This window comes from Micromonospora sp. FIMYZ51 (assembly GCF_038246755.1).
Lineage (GTDB): Bacteria > Actinomycetota > Actinomycetes > Mycobacteriales > Micromonosporaceae > Micromonospora.
In genome coordinates, this window is sequence record NZ_CP134706.1 from 110769 (window position 1) to 127025 (window position 16257).

The following is a 16257-nucleotide window of genomic DNA, read 5'->3' on the forward strand; positions in this document are numbered from 1 at the left end:
ACCGGCACCGACCAGGACGGGCAACCGTCAGTCAGATGTACGCCCAGAGCAACCGCACGGGGGAGTGCCGCGCACATGGGCATCGGTAGTGGAATCTTCCTGATCGCGATCGGCGCGATCCTGACCTTCGCCATCCGGGCCAACGTCTGGTGGGTGGACCTGCGCGCGGTCGGCTGGGTCTTCATCCTGGCCGGACTGGCCGTCCTGCTCACCACCCTCTGGTACTGGCAGGACCGCCGCAAGCGGGCCCGGACCCTGATCGTGGAGGAGAATCGGCTCTCTCATCCGACGGCCATGATGCCGCCACCACCCGACCCACCGCCGCCGACCGCACCACCGAGCTGAGGCCGCCCGCCTCCGCTTCCGCTCTCGCGCGGAGCTGAGGGTGGACGGGCGCGCCGAACACAACCGCACCGGCTGGACCGACTCAGCCGCGTGCGGTGTGTCGTGTGCTGATCGGGGCGGTGCCCCGGCCCAGTTCCACCCAGCGGCCGGCGGGTCGGTGCACCACCAGGTCGGTGGTGCTCAGCCCGTCCGGACTAGCGCCCGGCGGATCGAGCAACTCGGACAGCAGCGAGATGCCCGGGTTGTGCGCGATCAGCAGGACGGTGCCCGCGCTCGGCTCGACCCCACGCAGCAGCGTCAACAGTTCGTCGGGGTGTGCCTCGTACGCCTGCGTCTCATAGCGGACGACCGGCACCGGACCGGCTGGTCCGCCCTCCGCAGGCATCCCGGTCATGCCCAACTGCACCTCGTGCCAGGTCTGCCGGGTGCGCAGCGCCGCCGAGCAGAGCACCAGATCCGGCAGCAACCCGTGCCGGGCCAACCAGGCACCCGCGGCCCTGGCGTCGGCGCGGCCACGGGCCGCCAGCGGGCGCGCCACGTCGATACCGTCCGCCGTGGGTGGTTCGGCCTTGGCGTGCCGCAACAGCACGAGCGTGCGTCCGGCGACCGGGATGTCCGTCATGACTTCAGCTTGCCCGATTGGCGATCTCCGTGCCGGGGTAAGTCCCTTGGCGCCGCAACCGTCATCCATGGCCGCGGCGGAGTGGTTTGCAGCTTCGAATGCCGAGGAGACGACGAGATGGGTATCGGTGGCAGTATCTTCCTGATCGCGGTCGGCGCGATCTTCGCCTTCGCCGTGCAGGCGGACGTCGGTTGGCTCAATTTGAACGTCGTCGGCTGGGTGCTCATGTTCGCCGGGGTGGCCGGCCTGCTGGTGACCCTCTACTTCTGGAACTCGCGACGCCGCGCGGTGGTCGCCCCGGCCCCTGCCGAGCGGGTCGTCACCGAGCGCGCCGTACCGGTCCAGAACGACCGGGTGGTGCAGGAGTACCGCGAGGTGCGCCGGCCGGGCCCGACGGTCTGACCTCCCCCTCCGGCGGCAGTGGGACGGTGCCCCCCGTCCCACTGCCGCCGCCGCTGTCCGCAGATCGCCGCCGAGACCCACGCGAAGATCTCGCGGCCGAGGCTCACGCGAAGATCGCGAAGTAGATCGCGATGTGGTGGCAGACCGCCGCGACCAGCGTGCAGGCGTGGAAGAACTCGTGATGACCGAAGACGGTGGGCCACGGGTTCGGTCGGCGTAGCGCGTAGAAGACCGCGCCCACGGTGTAGATCGCACCACCGACGGCGAGCAGCACCAGCGCGGTGACCCCGCCCTGGCGGTGGATGTCGGGCAGCATGGCCACCGACACCCAGCCGAGGGCCAGGTAGAGCGGTGCGGAGATCCAGCGTGAGGCGTGCGGCCAGACCAGTTTGAGACCCACTCCCGCCAGGGCCCCACCCCAGACCACCGACATCATGATCACCGCGGTGCGGGTGTCCAGCAGCAGTACGCAGAACGGTGTGTAGGTGCCGGCGATGAACAAGAAAATCATCGAGTGGTCCATCCGCCGCATCACTTGGTAGCCACGGGTGGACCAGACCCGACGGTGGTAGAGGGCGCTGGTGCCGAAGAGGCCGCAGACGGTGAGGCTGTAGACGGCGCAACTGACAAGCGGGGTCCAGCCGGGACGGGCGGCGGCGATCGAACAGAGCACGATGCCGCAGATCAGGGCGACGAAGAAGGCGTACGTGTGCAGCCAGCCGCGCATCCGGGGTTTCCCGATGTCGACCGGCTTGAGCCGGGGGCGTGCTGAGGTGGTCACGGCCCTTAGGCTACGACAGCGTAGGTTACTTACGGGTAGTGCGGCTGGTCACGCTTTCGACGGGCCGGTGGGCCCTTGTGCCGGCAAGCGGGCGGGCACCCGGTCCGCGCATCGGTGGAGCGCGGACGCGGGCAGCGGTCCGGGATGATGGCGGTCATGCGGATCAGACCGGTCGGCGCACACGCCCTGCTGCTCGACTTCATCGACCACGGGGCGGAGGTCGCCGCGACGGTGGAGGCGTGGCGGTCCGAGCTCTGGCACCGCCGGGACCGGGGCGACCTGGTCGCCACCGAGATCGTGCCGGCCGCCGCCACCGTGCTGCTGGACGGCGTACCGGATCCGGTGGCCACCGCCGGGCAGATCGCGCGCTGGCCGCCGGTGCTGCCCGCACACCCGGCCGCCACCGGTGCCGACCTGCTTGAGGTGCCGGTCAGCTACGACGGGGAGGACCTGCCCCGCGTCGCCGAACACTGGCGGACGGACGTGCCGGGCGTGCTGCGCCGCCTGCGGCAGACCGAGTTCCGGGTGGCCTTCTGCGGCTTCGCGCCCGGCTTCGGCTACCTGACCGGGCTACCCGCCGAACTGGCCGTGCCCCGACTGGCCACCCCGCGTCCCCGGGTACCGGCCGGCTCGGTCGCGCTGGCCGGCCCGTACGCCGGGATCTACCCGACCGCCTCGCCCGGCGGCTGGTTGCTGGTCGGGCGTACCGGGCTGACGCTCTTCGACGTACGCGCCGACCCGCCGGCCCGGCTGGTACCCGGCACCCGGGTCCGGCTGGTGCCGGCGTGACCGGCCACCTTGAGGTGCTCCGGGCGGGGGCGTTGAGCACCGTGCAGGATCTGGGGCGGCCCGGCTGGGCGCACCTCGGGGTACCCCGCTCCGGCGCGCTCGACCCGGGAGCGCTGCGGCTGGCCAACCGCCTGGTCGGCAACCCGGAGTCGGCAGCCGGCCTGGAGATCACCCTGACCGGCTGTGCGTTGCGGCCGACCCGGGCCACCACAGTGGCCGTGGTGGGGGCCGAGGTCGACGTGTGGATGGGTGACCGCCCCGGCGACCCCGGTCGACCCCTGACCGTGCCGGCCGGGACGATGCTCCGGATCGGTCCCGCCCGACGGGGTCTGCGCTGCTGGCTCGCCGTGGCCGGCGGGATCGCCGTCGACCCGGTGCTGGGCAGCCGCTCCACCGACACCCTCTCCGGGCTCGGACCCGCGCCGCTGCGCGACGGCGACCTGCTGCCGCTGGGCGCCCCGACCGGTCCGCCCGCACCGGTCGACAGCACCGTGCCGGTCGAGCACCCGACGCAACTGCACCTCGCCGTCCGGCTCGGCCCCCGGCAGGACTGGTTCACCCCGGCCGCGCTCGACCTGCTCTTCGGCACGGCGTACGCGGTGAGTCCGGTGAGCAACCGGGTCGGCGCGCGACTGACCGGCGCGCCACTGCCCCGCGCGGTGACCGGGGAACTGCCAAGCGAAGGGCTCGTCCTCGGCGCGGTGCAGGTGCCGGCGGACGGCCAACCGTTGATCTTCCTGGCCGACCATCCGGTCACCGGTGGGTATCCCGTCATCGCCGTGCTTGACGACGTGACCCCGCTCGCGCAGGCCCGCCCAGGCACTACCGTCAGATTTCATGGACCTGAACGCTGATCTCGGTGAGGGATTCGGTGCCTGGCGGCTCGGCGACGACCAGGCGCTGCTGGACCTGATCACCTCGGCCAACGTCGCCTGCGGCTTCCACGCCGGTGACCCGCTCACCATGCGGCGGGTCTGCGCCGCCGCCGCCGAGCGGCAGGTCGCCGTCGGTGCCCAGGTGGGTTACCGGGACCTCGCCGGCTTCGGCCGGCGGCACATCGCGTACGACTTCGCCGAGTTGCGCGACGAGACGCTCTACCAGCTCGGCGCGCTCAACGCGTTCTGCCGGGCGTACCGCACCCGGGTCCGCTACCTCAAGCCGCACGGCGCGCTCTACCACGCCGCCGCCGTCGACGAGGTGCAGGCGGCGGCGCTGGTCGCCGCGATCAGCGACTACGACCAGGAGCTGCCGGTGCTCTGCCCGCCCGGTTCGGTGCTGGCCCAGCTCGCCCAGGGCGCCGGGCTGCGGGTGGTGGCCGAGGGCTTCGCCGACCGAAACTACCTGCCCAGCGGGCAGCTCGTGCCCCGCTCCTCGCCCGCCGCCCTGATCACCGATCCACAGCAGGTGGCCCGCCAGGCGGTACGGATGGCCACCGAACGCAGCGTGATCGCCATCGACGGCAGCATCATCCCCTGCGCCGTGGAGTCCATCTGCCTGCACGGCGACACCCCCGGCGCGGTGGCCGCCGCGGAACTCGTCCGCGCCGCCCTGGTCGACGCCGGCATCACCCCAACCCCCTTCACCGCCTGAGTGAAAGGAAGGGCCCCTTATTAACGCCTGGTGTAGGTAAAGGGTCCCTTCCTAACATCTCGAGCGGCGGTGCTCAGCCGGCGTCCAGGCCGCGCAGGACCAGCGGAAGGCGCACCGCGCCGTCGGCTGCGACGCGTACCGGTACGCCCCAGTCCTGCCGGGTCAGGTGGCAGGCCGCGTGTTCCACGTCGGCGTCGCAGGTCGCCGCCTGCGCGGTCACCTGGAGCACACCGTCGGGCACCGAGGCGTCGATCACCAGACGGCGGGACAGCTCGGTGCCGGTGCCCGCCCCCTCGACCAGCAGCTCGGGCGGTGACGCGGAAACCACCAGGCGGGTGGAGGGACCGTACGTCTCGTCCAGCTTCTGCCCGGGCGCCGGAGTGAAGACGACATCCAGCAGCACCTCGCCGGCGGCCAGCTCGGTCGGCTTGCGCTCGGTACGGTGCCGAGGGCCGTCGACCGTCTCCGCCCCGGCCGCCGAGAGCGCACCCGGGGCCAGCCGGGTGACCCGGTGCGCGGCGGACTCCACCACCAGCACCGCGCCGTCGGCGGTGAGCACCAGATCGCTCGGCTCGCCCAGCCCGGCGGCCACGGTCGAGACCTGGTCGGTCGCCGGGTCGTAGCGGCGCACCGCCCCGTTGTACGTGTCGGCGATCAGCACCGAACCGTCCGGCAGCGCGCAGACCCCGAGCGGATGCTGCAACAACGCCTGCGCCGCCGGCCCGTCCACGTGACCGAAGTCGAACAGGCCCTGGCCGACGACGGTGCCCATGACACCGTTCTCGACGTACCGGATGGCGCTGGTCTCGCTGTCGGCGACCCAGAGCCGGGCACCGTTGGCGGAGACGGCGAGCCCGGACGGCTGAGCCAGCCACGCCTGCGCCAGCGGCCCGTCGCGCAGTGCCTCGACGGTGGTGCCGGCGTACATCCCGGCGGTGCGCTTGATCGGATCGAACCACCAGAGCTGGTGAATGCCGGCCATGGCGACGATGACCTTGTCGTCGTACCAGGCCAGGTCCCAGGGGGACGAGAGGTCGATGGAAAGCGCGTCGTGCGCGTGGTCGTCGACCGTGGACCGCCACTGCCGCCCGGTGCCGGCGACGGTGACCACCTCACCGGTGTCCAGTCGTACGCCCCGCAGCAGGTGGTTGACGGTGTCGGCGACCACCAGGTGGTAACCGGCCACCTCGGCGACGTGCGGCGGCAGCAGGCACAGCCCCTGCGGCTCGGCGAAGGTGGCCGCGTCGGCCGCCCCGTCGGCCCGGCCCCGGCTGCCGGTGCCGATCGCGCGGACCACGGTCTCCCCGTCGTCGGCCAGTTCGACCAGGCGGTGCCGGGCCGAGTCGGACACCAACAGGCCGCCGTCGGGCAGGACCACCGCCTTGCCGGGAAAGCGCAGCGTGGTCTGCGGTTCGGCCGGCGGCACGTACGGGCCGTCGCCCCGGTGCAGCGTGCCCTTGGCCTCGTGGGTGGCGACCAGGTCGTCGATCAGCCGGACCAGCCCCTCGGCGTGCCCCTCACCGGCCATCGTGGCGACCACATAACCCTCCGGGTCGAGCACCGCGAGGGTCGGCCAGGCGCGGGCTGCGTACTGCTGCCACATGTCCAGCTCGGGATCGTCGAGTACGGGGTGCTGCACGCCGTACCGCTCGACGGCGGCGGCCAGCGCGTCCGGGTCCTTCTCGTGCTCGAACTTCGGCGAATGTACGCCGATCACCACGAGGACGTCCGCGTACTTCTCCTCGATCGGCCGCAGCTCGTCCAGCACGTGCAGGCAGTTGATGCAGCAGAAGGTCCAGAAATCCGCGATCACGATCTTGCCGCGGAGGTCGGCGAGCGTCAGCTGCCGCCCACCGGTGTTCAACCAGGCCCGGCCCCGAAGCTCGGGAGCCCGCACGCGTGCACTCATGACCCCCATCGTGCCCTACCGCCGGGCACCGGCCGGCGTGACCGGCAGGTCGCTGCCGTCCAGCCCGGTCCGGTCCCACCCGAACCCCCGGCCGTACGGCCGACGGTTCAAGATCCCAAATCCCCGGCCGTACGCGAAACGGCGGGCGCACGGTTGCCCGTGAGCCCGCCGCACGTCTGGTGGATCAGCCAGCGGCGTCCTTCAGACAGAGCACCGGCTCGGCCACCTTGCCGCGCAGTTCCACCACGGGTAGGGAGGGATCCGGGCACTTGTCCTTCGACTCGACCTTCGACACCACGGTGAACGCCTCCGGCTCACCGCATTCGGCGACCACCGCGCTGTCGCCGGAGCGCTTGACGCAGGAGCCAACGGCCGGGTTGAAGGCATCGGCCTCGTCGGAGCCGCCGATCTTGCCGAGGAGCAGCAACAGACCGAGCGGGATGGCGAGGATGAGCACCGCCGCCACCAGCACCGCAGCGAGCACCCGGCCGTTGCGTACCTTGGGCGCCGGGGTGTCCGGGGCCGGCTCGGCGACCGGCTTGAACGCGTCGAAGCGGCCCTGGTCCGACTCGGGCGCGGACGATTCCGGGCGCCACGGCTGGCCGGACTGCTGCGGCGCGAACGCCGAGGTGTGGTCGGTCGGGCTGTGACCCCCGCCCGGCCGCTCGGTCGGGCCGCCGAAAGAGCCACCACCCGGGCCGCCGAAGGGATCGCCGCCCTGGCCGCCGTAGGGGTCGCCACCCTGGCCACCGAAGCGGTCACCGCCGGGGCCACCGTAGGGGTCGCCTGCCGGAGCGCCGAAGGAGCCGCCGTTCTGACCGCCGAAGGGGTCGCCACCGCCGAAGCGGTCACCGCCGGGGCCGCCGAAGCGGTCGCCGGGCGGAGGGCCGAACGGGTCGGCCGGCCGTTCCGGCTCCGCGTGCGGCTTGGTCCCGTTCACCGGTCGGTTGCTCGGCGGCGCGTCGGCGAAGGTGGGCAGACCGGGTGGGAAGGACTGCGGGGTGGCCGGTGCGGCGGGAGCGTTCGCGAACGCGTCCGGACCCCGGTCGCCGAACCGTGGCTCCGAGCCGTGGTCGCCGAACCGTGGCTCCGAGCCGTGGTCGCCGAACCGTGGCTCCGAGCCGTGGTCGCCGAACCGTGGCTCCGAGCCCTGGTCGAACCGGGACGGCTGCTCGTGCCGATCCTGAGCGGACTCCGCCGGTTGCTCGGGCTGGGCGGGTCGGCCGTACACCCGGGGCTGGGGCGGGGTGGTGCTCGCCGGCAGCGCCGAGTGGTCGGCCGGCGGCGTCACCCGGCTGGTCTGCGGCACCGACGCGCTCGCCGAGACGCCACCGGCGGGCGCCGACGGGGTGGCCCGGCCGGTGGACTCCGGGGAGGTACGTGGTGCCGGGATGGCGGGTGCCTGCGGCTCGTCGTGCCGCGACTCGGGTTGGCCCCAGCCCATGCCGCTGTCCCGCTGTTCGGTGCCCGGCTGCGGGCCCTGCCCGGCCTGGTCCCCGCCGTACGGGGCCGGCGGCACGTAGTCGGCGGGCGGTGTCGCGGCCAGGCTGGCGCCCGGTACCCGCTGCTCCTGTGGCGGCAGCGGCACCATGTTGGCGGGCGAGATGCCGGGTGCCGGCGCAGGCTGGTAGAGCGGGCCGTTCTCGGGCCGTGCCGATTCGGGCTGGGCGCCGGGTCGGGCCGTCGCCGGATCCGCCGAGCCGGAACTGCCCCACGCCTCACCGGGTGCCCACGGCTCAACGTCGAGCGAGGGCCGTTCGGCGGCGGTGCGGGACGGTAGCGGCTCCTGCGACGGGCTCCACGACGGCGGTGGCCCGGCATCGCCGGGCCGGGCCGATCCGGTGGCCGGCTCAGCGGGCGTCCAGGCCGCTGCCGGTGGGTTCTGCGGCGGTGGCGACCACTGTGGCCCCCCGTCGGTGCCGGTGCTGCCGCCGGACCATTGCGAGCCCCCGTCGGTGCCGGTGCCGGCACCCGCCCAGCCGGCCGACTCCGTCGGCTGTGGCCTGGCCCAGTCGGGTTGCGCCGGTCGGTCGCCGCCGGTCTGCCAGCCCTCGGCCGACGGCTGGTCGCCGCCCCAACGGCCGGCAGCGGAATCCGCCTGCTGCCCGGTGGCCCATGCCGGCTGTTCCGGCTGCTCGGCCTGCCACCCGCCGGATCGGGCCGGTTCGTCCGGAGCCTGCCGGGTGGCATTCGGCTGCGGAACCTGCGCCGTGGCCCGGGCCGACGGCTCTGCGCGGACCGGTGCGGGCGGGTCGGCCGACGCCCAGTCGGGCTTGGCGGGCTGGTCGGTCTGGGCCCAGTCGGGCTTGGCCGGCTCAGCGGTGCTGGTGCCGTTGGCCCAGCCCGGGGTCTGGTGCTCGGCGTGCGGCTGGGCGGACCACTCCGGCCGCGGGTCGCCGGCCCAGCCCGGTCCGCTCTGGCCGGATGAGGACTGGTCGCTGGCCCAGGCCGGCGTGGCCTGGCCGGACGGGGACTGGCTGCCGGCCCAGCCCGCTCCGGCCTGGTTCGGCGTCCACTCCGCCGGTTGGGCCGGGTCGGGGGTGCCGGGTTCGGTGTGGGTCGGGCTGCCCTGACCGGCGGACGCCCAGGCGGGCTGGTCCGATGCGGACGGTGTGGCGGGTGGCCAGCCCGGGCCGGCCTGTTCGCCCTGGGGCGCCCAGGATGGTTGGTTGCCACCGGCCGGCTCCCAGGTGCCGGGCGCCGGGGATTCCGCCTGACGGGTCGCCTGGGCGCCGCCCCACTGGGCACCCTGCTGACCGGCCCAGCCGGATGCGGCCACGCCGTCGGATTGTGCGGGCGGTGCGGGAGCCCAGCCGAGGTCGGGGGCGGTTGGTGCGCCATACCCGCTGTCCTGCTGAGCCGGTCGGTCGCCGTACGGCGCCGGTCCGCCGCCGCCCGGCGGCACCTCGTCCGGCTCCTGGCCGGGGCGGTGCGGGCCCTCGGACGTCATGCGTGCGCCTCCTCCATCACATGTCGGCCGCCGTCGCCGATGGTCTCGGTAGGGCAAGCCGGCCAGCGCCGGCTCCCCGCACCGTATCCCGGTGGCCACCGATGGGCTCCCGGAGAGCATCGATCGTCACTGTCCGTTGCCGGGTGGTGTCGAGATGCTTCTATCGTCTCGACCTGTCCCCGAGAGTGGACGACGACCGAGCCCCACCGTACCGGGCGCTGCGGCGGGGCGGTATCCCGGTGTCAGCCGCCCGGCACGACGCCGACGACCCGCCCGGTAACCCGGGCGGGTCGTCGATCTGGAGGAGGTGAACAGAGTCGTGGGCGTCAGTGCATGTGACGCTGGGCGATGGCGAGGATCTCGTCGCGGACCGCGGGCGAACTGGCGGAGCGCAGGGCCCGCTCGATGGCGCGGGCGCGGCGGTTGGCGTCGCGGCGGTGTCGGATTCGCTCGATCATGCTCATGCTGGTCTCTCCTCCTGGCTATTCGGTTGTCGACCTGCCGATGTGTCTATTGAAGCGCGAAACCGCAGTGTTCGCCAGTGATTTGAAGGTGAGCTCGGACACTAGCCTAAGAATCTTAGGCGCGAGGGGTGTCGATATCGAGAATTCGTCACCGACGGCAGCGGCCGGTGTGCCGGGGAGTCAACCCGTGGCACACCGGCCGCTGTCTTGTGGTGCGTCAGGTCCAGGCGAGCAGTGCCGCCTCCGGATCGGTGAGGAAGTCGCCCACGTCACGCAGGAACTTCGAGCCCAGCTCACCGTCGATGATCCGGTGGTCGAAGGAGAGCGCGAGCGTGGTGACCATGCGCGGCTTGACCTTGCCCTTGTGTACCCAGGGCTGCTCACGGACCGCGCCGAGGGCCAGGATCGCCGACTCGCCCGGCGGCAGGATCGGCGTACCGGTGTCCACTCCGAACACCCCGACGTTGGTGATGGTCAGGGTGCCCCCGGACATGGCGGCCGGCGAGGTCTTGCCGGCCTTGGCCGTCTGCACCAGGTCGGTAAGCGCGTCGGCCAGCTCACGCAGGGTCAACCGGCCGGCGTCCTTGATGTTCGGCACGATCAGGCCGCGCTCGGTGGCCGCCGCGATGCCCAGGTTCACGTACTCCTTGACGACGATCTCGTCGCCGGCCCAGGTCGAGTTGATCATCGGATGCCGCTTGACCGCCAGCAGCACCGCCTTGGCCACCAGCAGCAGCGGCGAGACCCGTACGTCTCGCCACTCCCGCTGGGCACGCAGTCGATCCAGAGCCTTCATCGCCCGGGTCACGTCGATGGTCAGGAACTCGGTGACGTGCGGCGCGGTGAACGCCGAGCGGGCCATGTTCTCGGCGGTGAGCTTGCGTACGCCCTTGACCGGGATGCGCTGCTCGCGGTCCGCGCCGAAGCTCGCGGCGGAGGTGGTCGGCGCGGCGACCGTAAGCGGCTCGGCCGTCGCCGGTGCCGAGGCCGCCCGCTGTACGTCCGCGCGGGTGATCGAGCCCAGCGGTCCGGACCCGGTAAGCGTGCGCAGGTCGACGCCGAGGTCCTTGGCGAGCTTGCGGACCGGCGGCTTGGCCAGCACCGGCCCGCCGGCCCGACCGTTGCCGTTGACCACCGGCGCGGGTACGACCGGCGGAGGTGCGACCGGCGGAGGTGCGACCGGCGGAGGTGCGGGTGCGACCGGCGTAACGGTTGCCTGCGCCGGGACGCCGTTCTTACGGGGACGGCGCTTGGCCGGGGTGGTGCGGGGTCCGTAGCCGACCAGGACGGCGGTACGGCCACCCGGGGCGGCGCCACCGATCATCCCCGGCTCGACCATGCCCTCGGCCGGGGCGATCTCGACGGCGGCCAGCGAGGCCGCCGAGGGGGTCGGCAGGTCCGTGGTCGAGGACTCGATCGGCCCGGCACCCGGGTCGGTGTCGATCGCGATGATCGGGGTGCCGACCTCGACCGTGCTGCCCTCGGGGTGGAAGATCGCCTGGACCTGGCCGGCCCACTTGGCCGGGATCTCCACGGCCGCCTTGGCGGTCTCCACCTCGACGATCGGCTGGTTCAGCTCGATCGTGTCACCGACCTTGACCAGCCAGGCGAGGATCTCGCCCTCGGTCAGCCCTTCGCCCAGGTCGGGCAGGTTGAACTCCTTGATCCGGGACATCCCGCTCACCAACCGAAGGCGCGGTCGACAGCGTCGAGCACCCGGTCGAGATCGGGCAGGTACTCCTCCTCCACCCGGGCGGCCGGGTAGGGAGTGTCGAAGCCGGTCACCCGCAGCACGGGTGACTCCAGGGAGTAGAAGCACTCCTCGGTGATCCGCGCCGCGATCTCCGCGCCGAGGCCGACGTTTGACGGTGCCTCGTGCACCACCACCGCGCGGCCCGTGCGCCGCACCGACTCGTACACCACGCCGAGGTCCAGCGGGGAGAGCGTACGCAGGTCGATGACCTCCAGGTCGCGGCCGTCCTCGGCGGCGGCGGTCGCGGCGTCCAGACAGGTGCGGACCATCGGACCGTACGCCAGCAGGGTGGCGGCCGTGCCGGGCCGCACGACCCGGGCGGCGTGCAGCGGGTACGCGTCGGCCAGCGGGGCGTCCAGGTCCACCTGCCCCTTCTCCCAGTAGCGCCGCTTGGGCTCAAGGAACACGATCGGGTCGTCCGAGGCGATCGCCTGCTGGATCATGACGTACGCGTCCTGCGGGTTGGCGCAGGAGACGACCTTCAGCCCGGCGGTGTGGGCGAAGTACGCCTCGGGCGACTCGGAGTGGTGTTCCACCGCGCCGATGCCGCCACCGAACGGAATCCGGATGACCATCGGAATGTTCAGCTTGCCGCCGGAGCGGTAGTGCATCTTCGCCACCTGCGACACGATCTGGTCGTACGCCGGGTAGACGAAGCCGTCGAACTGGATCTCGCAGATCGGCCGGTAGCCCCGGATGGCCAGGCCGACCGCGGTGCCGATGATGCCGGACTCGGCCAGCGGGGTGTCGATCACCCGCTGGTCGCCGAAGTCCTTCTGTAGGCCGTCGGTGATCCGGAAGACGCCGCCGAGCTTGCCGACGTCCTCACCCATGATGACGACCTTCGGGTCGCCCTCCAGGGCCTTGCGCAGGCCGACGTTTAGCGCCTTGCCGAGGGTGAGCGTTTCGGTGGCCATCAGTGCGCACTCCCCTCGAACGACTCCAGGTACCGGCTGAACTGCGCACGCTGCTCGTCGAGCAGCGGTGACCCGTTGGGGTAGACGTGGTCGAACATCGTGCTCGGTTCCGGGTTCGGCAGTGCCAGCACCCGCTCGCGCAGGTCGACCGCCTCCCGGCGGGCCTGCTCGTCGACCTCGGCGAAGAAGCTCGCGTCGGCGATCTGCTCCCGCTCCAGGAACGTCTTCACCCGGGCGATCGGGTCCTTGGCCTGCCACGCCTCGACCTCGCTGGCGATGCGGTAGCGGGTCGGGTCGTCGGAGGTGGTGTGCGCCCCCATCCGGTAGGTGTAAGCCTCGATCAGGGTCGGGCCCTGCCCGTGCCGGGCGTTGTCCAGCGCGTGTCGGGTCACCGCGTAGGTGGCCAGCACGTCGTTGCCGTCCACCCGGATGCCGGGGAAGCCGAAGCCGGCGGCCCGCCGGTACAGCGGCACCCGGGTCTGCCGCTCCAACGGCTCGGAGATGGCGTACTGGTTGTTCTGACAGAAGAAGACCAGCGGGGCGTTGAACACGCTGGCCCAGACGAACGACTCGTTGACGTCACCCTGGCTGGTGGCACCGTCACCGAAGTAGGCGATCACCGCCTCGCCGTCGTCGGTGCCGGTCTTGCCGTCCATGGCGACACCCATGGCGTAACCGGTCGCGTGCAGGGTCTGTGCCCCGATCACGATCGTGTACATGTTGAACTTGAACTCGTCCGGGTTCCAGCCGCCCTGGTCGACGCCGCGGAACAGGCGCAGCGGCATGATCGGGTCGATGCCACGGCAGTAGAGCACGCCGTGTTCGCGGTAGGTCGGGAAGGCCATGTCCTGCGTGCGCAGCGCCCGGCCGGAACCGACCTGCGCGGCCTCCTGGCCCAGCAGGCTGGCCCACAGGCCCAGTTCGCCCTGCCGTTGCAGGGCGGTGGCCTCGGCGTCCAACTTCCGGACGAGTACCAGGTCACGGTAGAGGCCGCGGTACTCCTCGGCGGTGAAGTCAACGCGGTACTCGGTGCCGTCCGGGCCGATCACGCTGTCGATCCGCTCACCCGCGGGGGTGAGCAGCTGTACCAGTTCCGGGTCACCGGTCGTGGCCTTCTTGGATCGGGGTGCGGCTCGCCGGCCGCGGGTGCTGGCCCCGGGGTCGCCCTTTGCCATCCGTCTCTCCCTGTCGTGTCTGCGTCGGCACCGGGGGGTCACCCGGCCGCGCGACTCGTGCGCCCACCCCGGCTGGTGCCGGGATCGGTTCCTGGCGACCGCGCCTAGCCCCGGTGGGGGTTGCCGCGCGGCGTGAGCCGGATTCATGGCCGAACCCGGTTCGGGAGCGCCGGTGCACAGTCGCGCCTACCGCATGGGTGCGCGGAGGCCGCGGCTGCGCTGCCGCCGTTGCTCCATATTCGCATCAGGGGTGAGTCGTCCCACACCCCGCCTGCCCCGCAGCCCGCAGGCTGACTGCGCCGCATCCCGGCACGGGCCCGCTTCGTTACCCGAAATGCCGGAGTGTCTGATCGAACGACGCGCGACCGAACCGTCATGATTCGTCGCCATTCGGCCAGATATGCGTGGCGACACGCGGTACGGGGTTGGCCCACCCAGAGTCACTGATCGAGGCTGTTCGAGTGGATCCCGAACCAGCTGCGGCGGTCCACCGGGCCCGCACCTGACGGTCCCGGCCAGGGGCGACGACGAGGAGTGCGAGGTGTCCGAACCAGGTGAGGGGCCCGGGGCGGTGAGCCTGCGCCGGCACCGGTCGACCGGCGGTTACCGCCGGGTGGTGGGTGCGCACCGGGCCGCCCGTACCGCCGGCGCGACCCGGGGTTACCTGCTCACGGTGGCGCTGCTCGCCGGCACGGCCTCGATGCCGGTCCTGGCCGCGATCAGCACCGGTTCGGCGACGGTCGGCAGCACCGCGCTGCCGGACAGCAGCACCCGCTTCATCCCGACGCCGTCGATCGGTCCGGTGGTCATCCCGCCACCGCCCACCGGCACCCCGGCGGCCACCGGATCGGCCGTGCCGTCGGCCGGCCCAGCCGTCACGCCCGTCGATCCGGCGGTGCGGAACGGCCCCACCCCGCTGCCCATCGTCACCGGGTTCGAGCCGCCGGTACGCCGTCCCGAGCCACCGACGAGCCCGCCCGCGCAGCGCCCGACCGTGCCCACGCCGGCCCCGTCGCCCGCGCCGCACCCGAGTCCGCCACCACCGACCCCGTCACCGTCGCCGTCGCCCACCCCCGAGCCGTCGGCCGAGCCGAGCGCGTCAGTGGTGCCGAGCGCCTCCGTCGAGCCGAGTACCTCGGCGGAGCCGGAGCCGCCCGTGCCGCCGGGTGAGCCGGAGCCGCCCGCCGAGCCCAGCGCCTCGGCGGAGCCGAGCGTGTCCGCCGAGCCAGGTGTGTCGGGCGGACCCGGTGACCCGACCGGCCAGGTACCCGTGCCCACGCTGCTCGGTTGATCTGGCGGTTGTCAGTCGTCGTCGGTGAGGCGGTGCCGGTTGGCCTCGATCCAGGCGTCGAGAGCGGCCGGGTCATCCGGATCGACGCCCTCGGCCATCAACTGGGCGACTGCGGCGGTCGCCGGGCTGCGCCGCTCACCGGTGGCGTAGAGCCGGACGAACTCCGGCACCATCTCCTCGATCGCGGCGTCGGTCCCCGCCGCCGCGGCGGCGGACAACCCGCGCCGACGGGCGGCGTACCCGGCCCAGGCGCGCAGCACCCGGGGCAACATCGCGGCGTCGTCCATGTCCAGCACGGCGCGTCGGTGCACCCAGTCGAGCAGGAACAGCCCGGCCACCGTCGGGCTCCACCGCAGCGGGTCGGCGTCGGGAAAGGTCACCGCGTGGTCCAGCAGCAGGCCCAGGCAGAAGTGCAGGGAGGCCAGTTCCGCGCCGTCGACGGTGTCCAATCCGGCCCGGACCGCCTCCGACGAGGCCAGGAACCGCCGGATTTCCTCGGCCCGCTTGGCGTCCGGCAGCGGATCGTCGGCCGGCGCGGGCGATGCCACCGCCGCAGGCAGGACCGCCAACCGGGCCCCGACCAGCGCGCGATCCGTGGCCAGTGAACTCGCCCCGGGCAGCTGTCCCAGTTGGTCGGTGACCGCCAGATGCCGGCTGACCTCGCCGCGTACCCGGGTCGGGTCCTCCTCCCGGAACCAGGTCAGCTCGTCGGCGGCACACAACCGCCGGACCTGCTCCAGGATCAGGTCGGCCGGCCCGCCGACGAAGATGTCCTTGGTGATGCCGATGTTGTGGTCGACCAGCGCCACCAGCGCGTGCTCGGGCCCACCCGTGTCGTCGTCGTAGGCGAACGTGGCCAGGTAGGAGGTCTGGTCGCCGTAGACGTCGCCGTACGCCCAACTGCCGGTGAGGTGCACCCGGCCGAGCTGACCGGACCAGGCCGGTGCGGTGGCACCGGGGCGTACCCGGTCGGCGCCTGTCGCATCCGGCACCAGGGCCGCGAAGACCGCGCGGACGGTGGTCGCCGCAGCGGCCCGTCGGCGGGTGGTGGCCGCGAGGAAGCCGGCGACGAACTCCCGTACCGCCGCCTCCCGATCCGTCTCGGCGATCTCGTACACGCTGCCCAGCAGTGCCGTGCCCAGCATCTCCGCGTCGAGCGCCGAGTCGAGCTTGGTCACGTCGCGTGCGGCGTGCAGCACCGCCTCGTAGGGGGTCTGTGGCGTGGCCATGACCCGACCCTACGCCGCTCGCCGTCCGCTCATGCACTCC

15 protein-coding genes are annotated in these 16257 nt (G+C 72.8%); 6 read left to right on the forward strand and 9 right to left on the reverse strand.

Annotated elements, in window-relative coordinates; translation table 11 throughout:
- The first annotated feature begins 75 nt into the window (after nt 1–75).
- Nucleotides 76–345: a DUF6458 family protein gene (locus QQG74_RS00560; RefSeq protein ID WP_111243504.1), complete on the forward strand. Its 270-nt coding sequence runs from the start codon at nt 76–78 to the stop codon at nt 343–345.
- Nucleotides 346–427: 82 nt separating this feature from the next.
- Here QQG74_RS00560 and QQG74_RS00565 read toward each other — a convergent pair whose 3' ends face one another.
- Nucleotides 428–967, reverse strand: a complete 540-nt coding sequence (locus QQG74_RS00565) for a histidine phosphatase family protein (RefSeq protein ID WP_341718341.1) — start codon at nt 965–967, stop codon at nt 428–430.
- A gap of 117 nt (nt 968–1084) precedes the next feature.
- Here QQG74_RS00565 and QQG74_RS00570 point away from each other — a divergent pair, with 117 nt between their 5' ends.
- Complete coding sequence (locus QQG74_RS00570) at nt 1085–1369, forward strand: DUF6458 family protein (protein ID WP_341718342.1); 285 nt, start codon at nt 1085–1087, stop codon at nt 1367–1369.
- A gap of 103 nt (nt 1370–1472) precedes the next feature.
- Here QQG74_RS00570 and QQG74_RS00575 read toward each other — a convergent pair whose 3' ends face one another.
- Nucleotides 1473–2150 carry a hemolysin III family protein gene (locus tag QQG74_RS00575; RefSeq protein WP_341718343.1) on the reverse strand — a complete coding sequence of 226 codons (678 nt, stop codon included), beginning with the start codon at nt 2148–2150 and terminating at the stop codon, nt 1473–1475.
- A gap of 156 nt (nt 2151–2306) precedes the next feature.
- Here QQG74_RS00575 and QQG74_RS00580 point away from each other — a divergent pair, with 156 nt between their 5' ends.
- Genes QQG74_RS00580 through QQG74_RS00590 form a run of 3 tightly spaced genes read left to right on the forward strand, consistent with a single transcriptional unit; the run spans nt 2307 to nt 4529 of the window.
- Nucleotides 2307–2939 carry an allophanate hydrolase subunit 1 gene (locus QQG74_RS00580; protein WP_341718344.1) on the forward strand — a complete coding sequence of 211 codons (633 nt, stop codon included), beginning with the start codon at nt 2307–2309 and terminating at the stop codon, nt 2937–2939.
- Nucleotides 2936–3793: a biotin-dependent carboxyltransferase family protein gene (locus QQG74_RS00585; protein WP_341718345.1), complete on the forward strand. Its 858-nt coding sequence runs from the start codon at nt 2936–2938 to the stop codon at nt 3791–3793. Before QQG74_RS00580 ends, QQG74_RS00585 begins: the two co-directional genes overlap by 4 nt.
- The gene (locus QQG74_RS00590; RefSeq protein ID WP_341718346.1) at nt 3777–4529 is read left to right on the forward strand and encodes a 5-oxoprolinase subunit PxpA; all 753 of its coding nucleotides are present in this window, start codon (nt 3777–3779) and stop codon (nt 4527–4529) included. Before QQG74_RS00585 ends, QQG74_RS00590 begins: the two co-directional genes overlap by 17 nt.
- 73 nt (nt 4530–4602) lie before the next feature.
- Here the strand turns inward: QQG74_RS00590 and QQG74_RS00595 are convergent, their stop codons facing one another.
- From QQG74_RS00595 to pdhA, 6 genes are all read right to left on the reverse strand, one after another.
- Nucleotides 4603–6438: an NHL domain-containing thioredoxin family protein gene (locus tag QQG74_RS00595; protein ID WP_341718347.1), complete on the reverse strand. Its 1836-nt coding sequence runs from the start codon at nt 6436–6438 to the stop codon at nt 4603–4605.
- A gap of 184 nt (nt 6439–6622) precedes the next feature.
- Nucleotides 6623–9388 (reverse strand): hypothetical protein, encoded by a 2766-nt coding sequence (locus QQG74_RS00600; RefSeq protein ID WP_341718348.1) that lies wholly within the window; start codon nt 9386–9388, stop codon nt 6623–6625.
- A 326-nt stretch (nt 9389–9714) separates the two neighbouring features.
- Entirely contained in the window at nt 9715–9852 is a 138-nt protein-coding gene (locus tag QQG74_RS00605) for a hypothetical protein (RefSeq protein ID WP_341718349.1), read from the reverse strand.
- A gap of 217 nt (nt 9853–10069) precedes the next feature.
- Nucleotides 10070–11527 carry a dihydrolipoamide acetyltransferase family protein gene (locus tag QQG74_RS00610; protein WP_341718350.1) on the reverse strand — a complete coding sequence of 486 codons (1458 nt, stop codon included), beginning with the start codon at nt 11525–11527 and terminating at the stop codon, nt 10070–10072.
- Nucleotides 11528–11532: 5 nt separating this feature from the next.
- Nucleotides 11533–12522, reverse strand: a complete 990-nt coding sequence (locus tag QQG74_RS00615; protein ID WP_341718351.1) for an alpha-ketoacid dehydrogenase subunit beta — start codon at nt 12520–12522, stop codon at nt 11533–11535.
- On the reverse strand, nt 12522–13697 hold the full coding sequence (gene pdhA / locus QQG74_RS00620; protein WP_341718352.1) for a pyruvate dehydrogenase (acetyl-transferring) E1 component subunit alpha: 1176 nt from the start codon (nt 13695–13697) through the stop codon (nt 12522–12524). The genes QQG74_RS00615 and pdhA overlap by 1 nt, the downstream gene beginning before the upstream one ends.
- Nucleotides 13698–14238: 541 nt before the next feature.
- On the opposite strand from pdhA, the gene QQG74_RS00625 reads away from it, so the two are divergent.
- Nucleotides 14239–14988 (forward strand): hypothetical protein, encoded by a 750-nt coding sequence (locus QQG74_RS00625; protein WP_341718353.1) that lies wholly within the window; start codon nt 14239–14241, stop codon nt 14986–14988.
- A gap of 11 nt (nt 14989–14999) precedes the next feature.
- On the opposite strand, the gene QQG74_RS00630 is transcribed toward QQG74_RS00625, so the two are convergent.
- Nucleotides 15000–16217: a hypothetical protein gene (locus tag QQG74_RS00630; protein WP_341718354.1), complete on the reverse strand. Its 1218-nt coding sequence runs from the start codon at nt 16215–16217 to the stop codon at nt 15000–15002.
- Nucleotides 16218–16257: the final 40 nt, after the last annotated feature.